Consider the following 13020-nt stretch of genomic DNA (forward strand, 5'->3'; position numbering starts at 1 on the left):
GCAGGGGAGTTAAGCCGATGATCGATCCAGAACTGCGCCGCCGGCTCACCGGCGTCTTCACTGCGCTGGTCACGCCGTTCCGTGCCGGGGGGCTCGATATTCCCGCGCTCGAGAATCTCATCGAGGCGCAGATCGCCGCCGGTGTCGCCGGGCTGGTGCCCGTCGGCACGACCGGCGAGGCCGCGACGCTGAGCGACGAGGAAGCCGACACCGTCATCCGCACCACGGTCAAGGCTGCGCGCGGGCGGGCCTTCGTCATGGCCGGCGCAGGCTCGAACGCGACACAGCTCGCGATCGGCAAGGCGGTACGCGCCGAGGCGGCGGGCGCGGACGGCCTCCTGCTGGTGACGCCCTACTACAACAAGCCCTCTCAGGACGGGCTGTTCGACCACTTCTCGGCCATCGCCAGCGCGGTCGGCCTGCCGATCATGCTCTACAGCGTGCCGGGACGCACCGGCGTCGAGATCGCTCCCGCGACCGCGGCCCGGCTCGCGGCGGCTCATTCCAACATCGTCGGCATCAAGGAAGCGGGCGGCAAGGCGGAGCGCATCACGGAACTCAGGCTGGCGCTCGGGCAGGATTTCGTGATCCATTCGGGCGATGACGGGCTGACCCTGCCTTTCCTGGCGCTCGGCGCCGACGGCGTGACAAGCGTGGCCTCGAACCTGCTCCCGGCCGAGATCGTGGCTTTGTGCCGGGCCTGGTTCGAGGGCGGCCCGCACGAGGCCCGCCGCATCCACGAGGCGCTGTTCGACCTGATCGGCGACCTCTTCATCGAGAGCAACCCGGTGCCGGTGAAGACCGCGCTGGCGAGAACCGGCCTGATCGGCAACGAACTGCGCGCCCCCCTTGCGCCCCTGCGCCCGGAGAACCTCAAGGTGCTGGAAGCAAGCCTGAAGGCCTTCGCGAGCCACCCGAACATATAAGAAAACCGGTAGGAGGATGTCCTACTCTCGCATTGTCCGCTCAAGTGCGTCGCATAGGCTTTTGCCGTCCTAGCAACCAGCACAAGACCGAAAAACATCGGCAAAGGGAACGGAGTGGAAATCACATGAACTCGATCATTCGCGCCATCTGCGCCGCCGGCCTTGGATTGCTGGCACTTCAATCCTCGGCCCGGGCCGAGGACACCATCGAAGCGATCCGCGCGCGCGGCGTGCTGCGCATTCCCGGGATCATCAACGAGGACCCCTACTTCAACAAGGACCCGCGCACCGGCGAGTGGCGCGGCTTCGCCATCGAGATGGCCCGCGACATCGCCAACACCCTCGGCGTCAAGCTGGAGGTCGTCGAGTCGAGCTGGCCGAACTCCATCCTTGATGTTCAGAGCGGCAAGGCCGATCTCGCGCTCGGCGTCACGGCCACGCCGCAGCGCTCGCTCTCGGTCGCTTTCTCGAACCCGACCTATTTCAACAGCTTCATCATCGTCTCGCCCAAGGCGGAACTCTCGAAGCTGAGCTGGGCCGAGCTCAACGACCCGAAATACACCTTCGCGGTCGATCTGGGTTCGTCGCAGGATCTCATCTCCCAGCAGTACCTGCCCAAGGCGAAGATGCTGCGCTTCAAGTCGCGCGACGAGGCCATCGTGGCTGTCGTCACCGGCAAGGCCGATGGCCTGGTCAACACGATGCTGAACGGCCTCGTCATGAGCAAGAAGGCGAGCGGCATCGGCAAGGTGATGGTGCCGTCGCCGGTTCTCTCGACTCCGTCCGTGGTCGCGATGAACTGGAAGGCCGACGAGAAGTCGCGTGCCTTCGTCTCCGCCTGGGCCGAGTACAATCGGCGCATCGGCAACAACCAGACCTGGATCGTGAAGAGCCTGGCGCCCTTCGGCATCACGCTCGACGACATGCCCGAAGGCTTCGGCTTCGGCGGCTGAACAAGGCCCGGTCAGGCTGCATGATTTCAGGCGGAACCACCGTGATCCGCCTGAAACCCGAACCGGACTCCCGTCGCGAATGAGGGCAGGATAACCGCGAAAACGGCTTGCCGACCTTCGCATCCTGCTTTCGGGCCGTTTCCAACAAAGATTGGCATGACATGTACACGTGGAGCTTCGCCCCGATCTTCCAGGCGAGCGACCTGTTCCTTTGGGGCGCCTGGATCACCATCGTCTACACGGTGAGTTCCATCGCCATCGGGCTGGTCCTCGGGCTGCTCCTCTGCTTCGCGCGGCTCTCGGGCATCCGCCCGCTCAGCTGGCTGGCGCAGGGTTTTCAGGAACTGTTCCGGTGCACGCCGCTGCTCGTGCAACTGCTCTGGATCTATTACGCCCTGCCGCTGCTGCTCGGCTTCGATCTGGCCAACTGGGCGGCAGCGCTGATCACGCTCTCGCTCTATGCGGCGGCGTTCTATGCCGAGGTCTTCCGCGGCGGCATCGTCTCGATCGACAAGGGGCAGTCCGAAGCGGGCGCTGCGATCGGCATGTCCGGCTGGCAGGTCATGCGGCGCATCGTGCTGCCGCAGGCAATCCGCCGGATGATGCCGGCCTTCATCAACCAGTCGGTGACGCAGTTCAAGAACACCTCGCTGATCTCGGTGATCTCGGTGGCCGAGCTCACCTATATGGCCAGTATCGTCAACGGGCAGACCTACCGCCCGCTGGAATCCTACACCGTCCTCGCGGTGCTCTATTTCGTCATCCTGTTCCCGATCACGAAGTTCGCCGACATCGTCGAGAGCCGGACGCGCGGCAGCCATTGAGCGAGAACCATCCCATGAGCACCCTCTCCACATCCGGCCTCCGCGAAACCGTCCTCGAAGCCCGCGCCATCACCAAGAGCTTCGGCGCGTTTCCCGTCCTTCACGGCATCGATCTGTCCCTGACGAGCGGCGAGGTCGTCGCGATCATCGGCCCCTCGGGCTCCGGCAAGTCGACCTTCATTCGCTGCATGAACATGCTCGAGGTGCCGGACAGCGGAGAGATCCTCTATCGCGGCCGCCGCGTCGTCCCGAAGTTCCGCGGCGACGGCCAGCTCCTCGGCCTCGGCGAATTGAGGCGCCATGTCGGCATGGTGTTCCAGCACTTCAACCTGTTTCCGCATATGAGCGTGCTGGAGAACGTGATCGAAGGCCCCGTCACCGTGCAGCGCAAGCCGCGCGGAGAGGCGGTCGACATCGCGATGGACTATATCGCCAAGGTCGGGCTCGCCGAGAAGCGCGATGCACGACCGGACCAGCTTTCGGGCGGGCAGAAGCAACGCGTGGCCATCGCCCGGGCACTTGCCATGCAGCCGGACGCGCTCCTGCTCGACGAGATCACCAGTGCGCTCGATCCCGAGCTCGTCGGCGAGGTGCTGGGCGTCGTGCGCAGCCTCGCCGAACAGGGCATGACGATGGTCCTCGTCACGCACGAGATCTCCTTCGCCGCCGATGTCTCCGACCGCGTCGTCTTCATGGAAGATGGGCGCATCGCCGAACAGGGCAGCCCGGATCACGTTCTGCACGCCCCCGACAACGAACGTCTCAAGTCGTTCCTCGCCCGCTTCCATGCCTGACCGGCAGGAAAACGGCAGGCGGCGCTTCAAGGTCGTCATCATCGGCGCCGGCCGCATCGGCACGGCGCTGGCGCTGCTCCTGCGTGAGAAGCCGGAATTCGACGTCCTCATGGCCGATCCGACGGAACCTGGACGCCGAAGGGTCAAAGAGCTTGGGCTCCCGCTCGCCGACGCCGATCCCAGCCACCCGGCCCGGCTCGATCAGCTCCTGACCGGCGCCGATGCCGTCGTCGCAGCGCTGCCATCCTCGGCGACACCGATGGTGGCTGCGGCGGCCCGGCGCCACGGCACGCATTATCTCGACCTCGGCGACGACGGGACTGCACTGGAGGCTATCCGGCGCGAGGCCGAGGTCGCCTCCAGCTGCTTCGTCGCGCAATGCGGCATCTCTCCGGGCCTGGTTTCGGGGCTGGTGCTCGACCTCGCCTCGCGCTGCGGGAACGAGCCGGACATCGCGGTGCGGATCGGCGGATTGCCGCAGCAGCCGTCCGGCCGCCTGGGCTACGGCTTGATCTGGGATATCGACGCGACGCTGCGCGAGTACACGCGCCCCTCCGTCGCCCTGATCGACGGCCACAAGACCGAGCTCGCGCCAATGTCGCGCTGCAGCCCCTTGCGCCTCGGTTCATGCGATTATGAGGCCTTCGTTTCGAGCGCCATCCCCGACACGCTCTGCGAGCGCCTGGCGGGGAAGGTCGCGAGCCTGGTCTCCTATACGATCCGCTATCCCGGGCATGCCGACTGCATCGCGTTCCTGCTGGACGAGCTGAAGCTGCGCGAGCGCCTCTATCTGCTGCGCAATCTCTTCCTCAACGGCTTGCCCGAGATCCCGGATGATCGCCTGCTGATCTCGATCGTCGCGACCTCCGGCCATGACGGCAGCGAGGTCGCCGAGCATTTTCTGAGAGAGATCGAACCGGTGGAGATCGGCGACGTCATGGTCGGCGCCATGCGGCGCACCGCTGCGTCCCATGTCGCGGCCGTGCTGGACCTTCTCCGTTGCGGTTCGATCGGGAAGTCCGGGCTCCTCGCGCAGGAGGACATCCCCTTTGCGCTGCTGCGGGAGAACCGCTTCCTCGCCTGGTTCTTCGAAACCTCGGCAACAGCGCTGCAGCAGAGCTTATCGGAGCCCCTCTCATGACCGATGCCACGACACGCCCGCCGACCGCTGCCGTCAACGATCTGAGCATCGGCGTGCTGATGCTCGACACGCATTTCCGCCGGCTGCCGGGCGACATCGGCAATGGCCGGACATGGCGGTTCCCGGTGCAGTTTCGCGTGGTGCGCGGCGCCGATCCGGCGGCGATCGTCCATGGCCGCCCGGAGGAATTCCTCAAGCCCTTCATCGCGGCAGCACAGGATCTCATCGCCTGCGGCGTGCGCGGCATCACGACGAGTTGCGGGTTCCTGGCCCTGCTGCAGAAGGAGCTCTGCGCCGCACTGCCGGTCCCCGTCGCGACGAGCAGCCTGCTGCAGGCGCCGCTGATCGAGGCGATGCTGCCGGCGGGCCAGCAGGTCGGCATCCTCACTTTCGCGGCCGAGGCCCTGAGCGCGCAGCATCTCGCGGCCGTGGGCGTGCGCCCGGACACGCCGATCGCAGGGCTGCCGCCGGACACCCTGTTCCGGTCGGTCTATGGCAACCGTGGCGGTGTTGCCGACTTCGCCGAGCTGGAACGCGAGGCCGTCGCCGCCGCGCAGGCCCTGGTGCATCGTCACCCGAATGTCGGGGCGATCCTGTGCGAATGCACCAATCTGCCGCCCCATTCGGCCGCGATCGCCGCGGTAACCGGCCGCCCGGTCTTCGACATCATCGGCTTCGTCGAGTGGTTCGGCCATGCGATATCGCCGCCGGGCTTCCGCTGAGACGCGCCGCCCAGCGTCGCGTAGGCCATCGCCCCTTCTTCGCGGGGGCCGATATTCGCAGTTCTGCACCGGAATGGGGGAATGGCGCGGTCTACGGGAGTCGAACCCGTCTCCCCAGCGTGAAAGGCTGGTGTCCTAACCGATAGACGAAGACCGCTCTGCCGCGAACCGCTGGGGTTCGTGCCGAAGCGGGGCGAGGTATAGTGGCAGGCCTGCTCCTCCGCAAGCACCCGATCACAAGAAAATAGCCGGCAGCCTCTCAGACCGGCCGGGCGAGATCGAGGATGCGCAGTTCCGCCGTTTCCCGCCCGCCCCAGCGGTTGAGCGAGAGCGTCGCGGCGAGGTGCACGCTCTCGCCGCGCGCGGCGAACAACGCCTGCCCCAGCGGCTCCTGCGCAGCGCGGAAGGCGATGCCGCCGATGCTGGCGCCATCGCCAGAACGCAGCTTGATGCGGACATGGCCGCCGGTGCCGATTTCGACGGCGTCGGTCAGCCGATGCGCCGGGAAGACAAAGACCGGCTCAGGGCTTCCGGAGCCAAAGGGGCCGGCCTTGTCGATCTCGGCGAGCAGCCGCGGACTGGCACCGCCGGCGCTGAGTGCGGCATCGACGAGCAGGGCCTCGGCGTCGCCGACGGCGGTGACCTCGCGCAAAAGATGCTCGTTCAGGAAAGCGTGGAAAGCGCTCGCCTGGCCAGCCGCCAGCGTCACGCCCGCCGCCATGGCATGGCCGCCGCCCTTGACCGCATGTCCAGCCTCTACGGCGGCGCGCACGGCGCGGCCGAGATCGACGCCGGCGACCGAGCGGCCCGAGCCGGTCGCCCCGCCCTCCCCGTTGAGCGCCAGCGCGAAGGCCGGGCGGCGGAATCGCTCCTTCAACCGGGCCGCGACGAGGCCGACGATGCCGGGATGCCAGTCGGCGCTGCCGGCGAGCAGCACCGGCATCTCGGCCATGCCCGCAAGCTCGTGCTCGGCCTGCGAGACCGCCTCCAGCACGGCGAGGCGCTCGATCTCCTGGCGCTCCTGGTTCAGGCGGTTGAGCTCGGTCGCGATGGTCCGTGCCTCGACCTCGTCATCGGTCAGGAGCAGGCGGGCGCCCAACGCGGCATCGCCGATGCGTCCGCCCGCATTGATGCGTGGCCCGAGCAGGAAGCCGAGATGCCAGGGCTGGATCGGGCCGTCGAGGCCGGAAACGTCCATCAGCGCGGCAAGGCCCGGCCGGGCGCGGCTGCGCATCATCGCCAGTCCCTGCCGAACGAAGGCGCGGTTGAGGCCCTGCAGCGGCACGACATCCGCGACGGTCGCCAGGGCGACGAGATCGAGCGCCGCCAGCAGATCGGGCTCGCCGCCGCGTGCCGCCCAATGGTCCAGTCGGCGCAGCGCCCGGCTGGTCGCGACCAGCGCGAGGAAGACCACGCCGGCGGCGCAGAGATGGCCGAGGCCGGAGAGATCGTCCTGCCGGTTCGGATTGACCAGCGCCTCGACGGCAGGCAGCCGCTCCGGCGCCTGGTGATGGTCGAGCACGACGACATCGAGGCCGAGCCGGCGCGCCTCGGCGAGCGGCTCCTCACTGGTGGTGCCGCAATCGACCGTGACGAGCAGGGTTGCGCCCTCGCCCGCCAGCATGCGGATGGCCTCGCTGTTGGGGCCGTAGCCTTCGATCAGGCGGTCGGGGATATGGATGCGCGGGCGCGCGCCGGCCTGGGCCAGGAAGCCTGCGAGCAGGGCTGAAGAGCAGGCGCCGTCGACATCGTAATCGCCGAAGATCGCGACGCGCTCGCCTTTCATGCCCGCCTGCGCCAGTCGGGCGGCAGCGGCCTCCATGTCGATCAGGACAGCGGGATCGGGCAGGACGTCGCGCAGCTTCGGCTCGAGGAAGCGGGCGGCCTCACCGGGCTCGACACCGCGCGCGGCAAGCAGGCGGGCGAGGATATCCGGCAGGCCCTGCAGCTGGCTCAGCGCCTCGGCGCGGCCGAGGCCGGCAATGTCGAGCCGGTCGCGCCAGGGGCGGCCGAGTACCGAACGGGTCACGCCGAGAAAGGCACGGGGCGGCATCAGACTCATGATGCATCCGGCGTCGCGCAAGCGGCCGGCGAGGTCAACCTGTGTCGACCTTGCCGGGCCGTCGGCATCCGCCCTACGCGCCGCAAACAAGTGGAAAAGGCAGCCGGCAGAGGACCGTCATGCTCGGGCTTGTCCCGAGCATCTCTTGACGAGGGAGGCTCCTGCGCCTCTTCCGGCGTGAGATTCTCGGATCAGCCCGAGAATGACGTCTCGTCGACTCGGTTCAGCTCAATCGAGCTGGAACTTCGAGAACTCGCGGTGCTCGCCATAGATGCGGCGGACCGTGCCAGTGATCGAGCGATAGACCAGCGTCTCGGTCTCGATGAAATCCTTGCCGAAGCGCACGCCCGAAAGCATGCCGCCATCGGTGACGCCGGTCGCGCAGACGATGACGTCGCCCGAGGCCATTTCCGACATGTCGTATTTCTTGTTGGGATCGAGCACGCCCATGCCGTGGGCGCGCACACGCTTCTCCTCGGTGTCGAGGATCAAACGGCCCTGCATCTGGCCGCCGACGCAGCGGAGTGCCGCCGCAGCGAGCACGCCTTCCGGCGCGCCGCCGATGCCGAGATACAGGTCAATGCCAGTCTTCTCGGGCTGGGTGCAGAAGATCACGCCGGCGACGTCGCCATCGGTGATCAGGCGGATCGAGCAACCGGTCTTGCGAACCTCCTCGATCAGCTTGGCATGGCGCGGGCGGTCCATGATCAGCGTCGAGATCTCGTTCGGCTTGACGCCCTTGGCCTTGGCCAGCGCGTTGATGTTGTCGGCCGGCGAGGCGTCGAGGTCGATCACGCCCTTGGCGTAGCCCGGGCCGCAAGCGATCTTGTCCATGTAGACGTCGGGAGCGTAGAGCAGGCTGCCGGCGCCGGCCATCGCCATCACCGCGATCGAGCCGGGCATGTCCTTGGCGCAGAGCGTGGTGCCTTCGAGCGGATCGACCGCGATATGCACCTTCGGGCCCTGCTTGTTGCCGACCTTCTCGCCGATGAAGAGCATCGGCGCCTCGTCGCGTTCGCCCTCGCCGATGACGATCTCGCCGTCGATCGGCAGGCGGTTCAATTCACGGCGCATCGCATCGACCGCGGCCTGGTCGGCCGCCTTCTCGTTGCCATGGCCACGCAGGCGGGCCGCTGCGACGGCGGCGCGCTCGGTGACACGCACGAGCTCCATCGAGAGATAGCGCTCGATGATCTGGTCGGGGGAGATGCGGAGATCGACGGACATGAAATAAGTCCCCTTGCAATGAGTTTGGCGGGTACGGCGCTAGAGCAAGATAGTGTCAGAGCAGGATTGGCGCGAAAAACCGGTTCCCACTTTTACGCATCCTGCTCTAGGCCTGTTCCCGCTCTATGCGGATAACTTGCGGCGGTTCCGCGACATGGCCGTCGGCCGTGACCTTTTCCAGCGCGGCGCGGATAGCGGCTTCGCTCGTGGCATAGGTAATGAGCACGACCGGAACCGGCGCGCCGGAGCGGCCGCCGGGATCGCGCGTCACGGCCTCGGGCGAGCGGCGCTGGACGATGCTTTCCAGCGAGATATCGGCCTCGGCCATGCGGGTTGCGATGGCCGCGGCGGCACCGGGACGATCGGCCACGGCGAGGCGGACATAATAGCCGCCCTCATGACGCTGCATCGGGGCACGCTTCGGCTCTTCCAGACGCGCGATCGGCAGGCCGAAGGGCAGGCCGGCGGTGCCGCGCGCGACATCGGCGATGTCGGCGACGACGGCGGAGGCCGTCGGGTCGCCGCCGGCGCCAGGGCCGACCAGCGTGATCTCGCGGACCGCATCGGCGTCGATCGAGACCGCGTTGAGCACGCCCATCACCTGCGCGATCGGGGAGGATTTCGGCACCATGGTCGGGTGCACGCGTTGCTCGATCCCGGTCTTGGTCCGCTCGGCCACGCCGAGCAGCTTGATGCGGTAGCCGAGATCGTCGGCCATCTTCAGGTCGAGCGGCGTGATCGCCGAAATCCCTTCGACATGAATCGCTTCGGCGTCGATCTTCGTACCGAAGGCGAGGCTCGTCAGGATCGCAAGCTTATGGGCGGTGTCGAAACCCTCGACGTCGAAGGTCGGGTCGGCTTCGGCATAGCCGAGGCGCTGCGCGTCCTTCAGGCAGGCCTCGAAGGTCAGCCCCTCCTGCTCCATCCGGGAGAGGATGTAGTTGCAGGTGCCGTTGAGAATGCCGGAGATGCGGCTGACATTGTTGCCGGCCAGCGCCTCGCGCAGGGTCTTCACCACCGGTATGCCGCCGGCCGAGGAGGCCTCGAAGGCGAGCGCCACGCCCTTGCTCTCGGCGAGGTCGGCGAGCGCGACGCCATGCGCCGCGAGCAGCGCCTTGTTGGCGGTGACGACATGCTTGCCGGCCGACAGGGCCGCCTCGACCGCTGCCTTGGCCGGGCCGTCGGAGCCGCCGATCAATTCGACGAAGCAGTCGATATCATCCGAATTCGCCAGCGCGACCGGATCGTCGAACCAGGCGAGCCCGCCGAGATCGATGCCGCGGTCGCGGTTACGGTCGCGCGCCGAGACGGCGGTGACCCGGATTGCGCGGCCGCAGCGCGCTGCAAGCGCATTTTCCTGCCGACGCAGGATGCGCAAGGTGGAGGCGCCGACCGTACCGAGGCCGGCAAGTCCGACGCGCAGGGGCTGGGAGGCAGGCGAAAGAGGCACGCTGGTCATGCGCGCGGCGTCGCATGAGGCGGGTTTCGTGTCAACGGAGAGCCACACTCCGACACTCCCGGAATCGCCTCAAGCCTCGGCTTTCCGGGCCGAAACCACGAAGGCGGAGAGAGCTCCCTCGATCGTGCCTGAACCGAAGCGGCGCTCCAGAGCCTTCGCCACGGCCTCCGTAACCGCTCCGAGCTCCGGCGTGCCGCGCGCCTCGATCTCGCCACGCATCGGCGTGCCCTGGCAGAGGCCGATCGCGACATCGGCGGCGGAATCGGCACGGGAACGCTTCTCGACCCGCTCGATCTCCGGCCGCGGAAAGCCACCAGACATGATGTCGAGTTCGATCGTGCCGACATCATGATAGCCATGCGGCGTGCGCGCGAGAAAGCGCGGCGGATCGCCGGGAAACAGCTCGGCCAGCGCATCCAGCATGACCGCCGTGAAATCGTTGCTCTCGACCGCGTCCCAGACATTGAACAGAAAGCGCCCGCCCGGCCTCAGCACGCGGCGCGCCTCGGCATAACCCTTCGCCTTGTCCGGAAAGAACATCGCTCCGAACTGGCAGGTGACGGTGTCGAAGCTCTCGTCAGCGAAGGGCAGATCGAGCGCATCCGCCTGACGGCAGGTGATCCTGCCGTCGTTCGGGAATCGCGCGGCAGCGAGATCGAGCATCGCGGGGTTGAGATCGGTCGCGACGATGCTTCCTCCATCGAGCCGCGCCGCCATTTCCTGTGTCAGTGCGCCCGTCCCCGCCGCGACCTCGAGAATGCGCTCGGGGTTTCCGGCCATTACGCGGGCCGCCAGGTCTTCGGCATAGGGTTTAAAAATCAGGGGCACGAGCAGCCGGTCGTAAATCTGCGGAACGGGACCGGCGAAAACCTTGTCCGTCGCTTCCATGGCAGCACCTGTCGTTGCAGCCCTCCGACAGGATAGCGCAGCGACTGACCTAGCGAAACGACCATGTACGGATCGACCGCGTCTCAACCAAAATGGCAGACGACCTCGGCAGCGACGCGTTTCACCTTGCCGTCCTCGAAACCGAGATAGATACGCAGCAGGTTGGTGCCGAAGGCCGTCGCCTTGATGGTATGCAGCGCCTCGATCGTCGTGCCTTCGGACACGGTGCTGTTCTCGACAGCGGGAGTCCAGAACCACGGCTTGGGCGGATCGATCGTCACTTCGGAGAGAACGCGCTCGGCATCGGCCCGGCCGGTCCCGAGCGGGATGTAGCGGGTCACGATCTCGGTCGCGTCGCGGGCACATTCGCGGCCATTGGTCACCGCCAGCACATCCAAGACCAGGGCCGAGCGCGTCTGCGGGATGCGCCCCCTGGAATAGTCGTAGGTCGCGACGAAGCAGACCAGCGCGAAGACGGCGAAAGCGACGCCGAGCAGACGGCCTTTTCGTGACATGGAAACGAGCCTCGGGCGCGATGCGGAGCGATCCGTCCGCACCGCATCGGTTCCCATGTTTTGCGGGCGCGGTCCAGAGGCATGCGATGCCGCAGCCGAAGTGCCCTACCCCGCCTTCGGCATCTGGATGACGTTGTGCAGGGTCGTATCGGCGCCCTTGAGGAAGCGGCCGATATTGCGCGCAGCCTGACGGATCCGCTGCTCGTTCTCGACGATGGCGATGCGGACATAGTCGTCGCCATGCTCGCCGAAGCCGATGCCCGGCGCGACCGCGACCTCGGCCTTCTCGATCAGCAGCTTCGAGAATTCGAGCGAGCCGAGATGGCGGAACTTCTCGGGGATAGCAACCCAGGCGAACATCGAGGCTTCCGGCGCCGGGAAGTCCCAGCCGGCCTTGCCGAAGCTCTCGACCAGCGCATCGCGGCGCTTGCGGTAGATCTCGCGCATCTCGCGGATGCAGTCGTCAGGGCCGTTGAGCGCGGCGGCAGCCGCGACCTGGATCGGCGTATAGGCGCCGTAGTCGAGGTAGGACTTCACCCGCGCGAGTGCGGCGAGCAAACGCTCGTTGCCGACGGCGAAGCCCATGCGCCAGCCGGCCATCGAGAAGGTCTTCGACATCGAGGTGAACTCGACCGCGACATCGATCGCGCCCGGCACCTGCAGCATCGAGGGCGGCGGGTTGTTCTCGTCGAAATAGACCTCGGCATAGGCAAGGTCGGAGAGCAGGATCAGTTCATGCTTTTTCGCGAAGGCGACGAGGTCGCGGTAGAAATCAAGCGAGGCGACATAGGCGGTCGGGTTGGCCGGATAGCAGGTGACGAGCGCGATCGGCTTCGGCACCGAATGCATCATCGCCCGCTCCAGCGCCGGGAACATCGCAGGAGTCGGCTCGGCCGGAACGGAGCGAATCACGCCGCCCGCCATCAGGAAGCCGAAGGCGTGGATCGGGTAGCTCGGATTCGGCACCAGCACGACGTCGCCCGGCCCGGTGATGGCCTGCGCCATATTGGCGAAGCCTTCCTTCGAGCCCAGCGTCGCGACGACCTGCGTGTCGGGGTTCAGCTTCACGCCGAAGCGGCGCTCGTAATAGTTGGCCTGGGCGCGGCGCAGGCCCCCGATGCCCTTTGAGGCGGAGTAGCGATCGGTACGCGGCTTGCCAGCGGTCTCGATCAGCTTCTCGATGACGTGCTTGGGCGCCGGCAGGTCGGGATTGCCCATGCCGAGGTCAATGATGTCGACGCCCTTGGCGCGCTCGGCGGCCTTAATCTTGTTGACCTGTTCGAAAACGTAGGGCGGCAGGCGCTTGATGCGGTGAAAATCGGTCATCTCGAACAGGTCCTCGGCCGCCCGGAGGCGGTGTCATGTTTTCGCGCGGATTACATCCTTGCGCCGAGGGTGCTTAGCATCGCATCTTTCGCCATGACAGAGCCAATGACGCAATATTGTGCGATTCGCAGTGCAGAGAAGTTGGTCAGCAGCCGCATCGCCCTGCTGGAAGCGAGCCTGTCC

12 protein-coding genes and 1 tRNA gene are annotated in these 13020 nt (G+C 66.9%); 6 read left to right on the forward strand and 7 right to left on the reverse strand.

Features of this window, described 5'->3' with window-relative positions:
* Positions 1-17: 17 nt before the first annotated feature.
* The 6 genes from dapA to ASE61_RS01430 all read left to right on the forward strand — a co-directional run bounded on the left by dapA (position 18) and on the right by ASE61_RS01430 (position 5360).
* Positions 18-926, forward strand: a complete 909-nt coding sequence (gene dapA, locus ASE61_RS01405) for a 4-hydroxy-tetrahydrodipicolinate synthase (RefSeq protein WP_061963924.1) — start codon at positions 18-20, stop codon at positions 924-926.
* Positions 927-1051: 125 nt separating this feature from the next.
* Positions 1052-1879: a transporter substrate-binding domain-containing protein gene (locus ASE61_RS01410; protein ID WP_061963926.1), complete on the forward strand. Its 828-nt coding sequence runs from the start codon at positions 1052-1054 to the stop codon at positions 1877-1879.
* A 161-nt stretch (positions 1880-2040) separates the two neighbouring features.
* Positions 2041-2703 carry an amino acid ABC transporter permease gene (locus tag ASE61_RS01415; RefSeq protein ID WP_061965471.1) on the forward strand — a complete coding sequence of 221 codons (663 nt, stop codon included), beginning with the start codon at positions 2041-2043 and terminating at the stop codon, positions 2701-2703.
* 14 nt (positions 2704-2717) lie between these two features.
* The gene (locus ASE61_RS01420; protein WP_061963928.1) at positions 2718-3497 is read left to right on the forward strand and encodes an amino acid ABC transporter ATP-binding protein; all 780 of its coding nucleotides are present in this window, start codon (positions 2718-2720) and stop codon (positions 3495-3497) included.
* Entirely contained in the window at positions 3490-4638 is a 1149-nt protein-coding gene (locus tag ASE61_RS01425; protein ID WP_061963930.1) for a saccharopine dehydrogenase family protein, read from the forward strand. Before ASE61_RS01420 ends, ASE61_RS01425 begins: the two co-directional genes overlap by 8 nt.
* Entirely contained in the window at positions 4635-5360 is a 726-nt protein-coding gene (locus ASE61_RS01430) for an aspartate/glutamate racemase family protein (protein ID WP_061963932.1), read from the forward strand. Before ASE61_RS01425 ends, ASE61_RS01430 begins: the two co-directional genes overlap by 4 nt.
* A gap of 82 nt (positions 5361-5442) precedes the next feature.
* Here the strand turns inward: ASE61_RS01430 and ASE61_RS01435 are convergent.
* The 7 genes from ASE61_RS01435 to ASE61_RS01465 form a co-directional block, all read right to left on the reverse strand.
* Positions 5443-5517 (reverse strand) — tRNA-Glu (locus ASE61_RS01435).
* A 102-nt stretch (positions 5518-5619) separates the two neighbouring features.
* Positions 5620-7422 (reverse strand): single-stranded-DNA-specific exonuclease RecJ, encoded by a 1803-nt coding sequence (gene recJ / locus ASE61_RS01440; RefSeq protein ID WP_082617013.1) that lies wholly within the window; start codon positions 7420-7422, stop codon positions 5620-5622.
* Between the two features lie 228 nt (positions 7423-7650).
* Positions 7651-8649 (reverse strand): class II fructose-bisphosphatase, encoded by a 999-nt coding sequence (gene glpX / locus ASE61_RS01445; RefSeq protein WP_061963934.1) that lies wholly within the window; start codon positions 8647-8649, stop codon positions 7651-7653.
* A gap of 106 nt (positions 8650-8755) precedes the next feature.
* Positions 8756-10108, reverse strand: a complete 1353-nt coding sequence (locus ASE61_RS01450; protein ID WP_061963936.1) for a homoserine dehydrogenase — start codon at positions 10106-10108, stop codon at positions 8756-8758.
* Positions 10109-10177: 69 nt separating this feature from the next.
* A complete protein-coding gene (locus ASE61_RS01455) occupies positions 10178-10996 on the reverse strand; it encodes a class I SAM-dependent methyltransferase (protein ID WP_061963938.1) in 819 nt (272 codons plus the stop codon).
* 83 nt (positions 10997-11079) lie between these two features.
* Positions 11080-11511 carry a hypothetical protein gene (locus ASE61_RS01460; RefSeq protein ID WP_061963940.1) on the reverse strand — a complete coding sequence of 144 codons (432 nt, stop codon included), beginning with the start codon at positions 11509-11511 and terminating at the stop codon, positions 11080-11082.
* A 105-nt stretch (positions 11512-11616) separates the two neighbouring features.
* Positions 11617-12837 (reverse strand): LL-diaminopimelate aminotransferase, encoded by a 1221-nt coding sequence (locus ASE61_RS01465; RefSeq protein ID WP_061963942.1) that lies wholly within the window; start codon positions 12835-12837, stop codon positions 11617-11619.
* Between the last annotated feature and the right edge of the window lie 183 nt (positions 12838-13020).

The sequence above is a fragment of the Allobosea sp. Root670 genome, assembly GCF_001429415.1.
In the GTDB taxonomy this organism is placed as follows: Bacteria; Pseudomonadota; Alphaproteobacteria; order Rhizobiales; family Beijerinckiaceae; genus Allobosea; species Allobosea robiniae.

Bases quoted from the DNA above. Each gene is read 5' to 3' on its own strand.
- dapA (WP_061963924.1), top strand. From the start codon at position 18: ATGATCGATCCAGAACTGCGCCGCCGGCTCACCGGCGTCTTCACTGCG.
- ASE61_RS01410 (WP_061963926.1), top strand. From the start codon at position 1,052: ATGAACTCGATCATTCGCGCCATCTGCGCCGCCGGCCTTGGATTGCTG.
- ASE61_RS01415 (WP_061965471.1), top strand. From the start codon at position 2,041: ATGTACACGTGGAGCTTCGCCCCGATCTTCCAGGCGAGCGACCTGTTC.
- ASE61_RS01420 (WP_061963928.1), top strand. From the start codon at position 2,718: ATGAGCACCCTCTCCACATCCGGCCTCCGCGAAACCGTCCTCGAAGCC.
- ASE61_RS01425 (WP_061963930.1), top strand. From the start codon at position 3,490: ATGCCTGACCGGCAGGAAAACGGCAGGCGGCGCTTCAAGGTCGTCATC.
- ASE61_RS01430 (WP_061963932.1), top strand. From the start codon at position 4,635: ATGACCGATGCCACGACACGCCCGCCGACCGCTGCCGTCAACGATCTG.
- recJ (WP_082617013.1), bottom strand. From the start codon at position 7,422: ATGAGTCTGATGCCGCCCCGTGCCTTTCTCGGCGTGACCCGTTCGGTA.
- glpX (WP_061963934.1), bottom strand. From the start codon at position 8,649: ATGTCCGTCGATCTCCGCATCTCCCCCGACCAGATCATCGAGCGCTAT.
- ASE61_RS01450 (WP_061963936.1), bottom strand. From the start codon at position 10,108: ATGACCAGCGTGCCTCTTTCGCCTGCCTCCCAGCCCCTGCGCGTCGGA.
- ASE61_RS01455 (WP_061963938.1), bottom strand. From the start codon at position 10,996: ATGGAAGCGACGGACAAGGTTTTCGCCGGTCCCGTTCCGCAGATTTAC.
- ASE61_RS01460 (WP_061963940.1), bottom strand. From the start codon at position 11,511: ATGTCACGAAAAGGCCGTCTGCTCGGCGTCGCTTTCGCCGTCTTCGCG.
- ASE61_RS01465 (WP_061963942.1), bottom strand. From the start codon at position 12,837: ATGACCGATTTTCACCGCATCAAGCGCCTGCCGCCCTACGTTTTCGAA.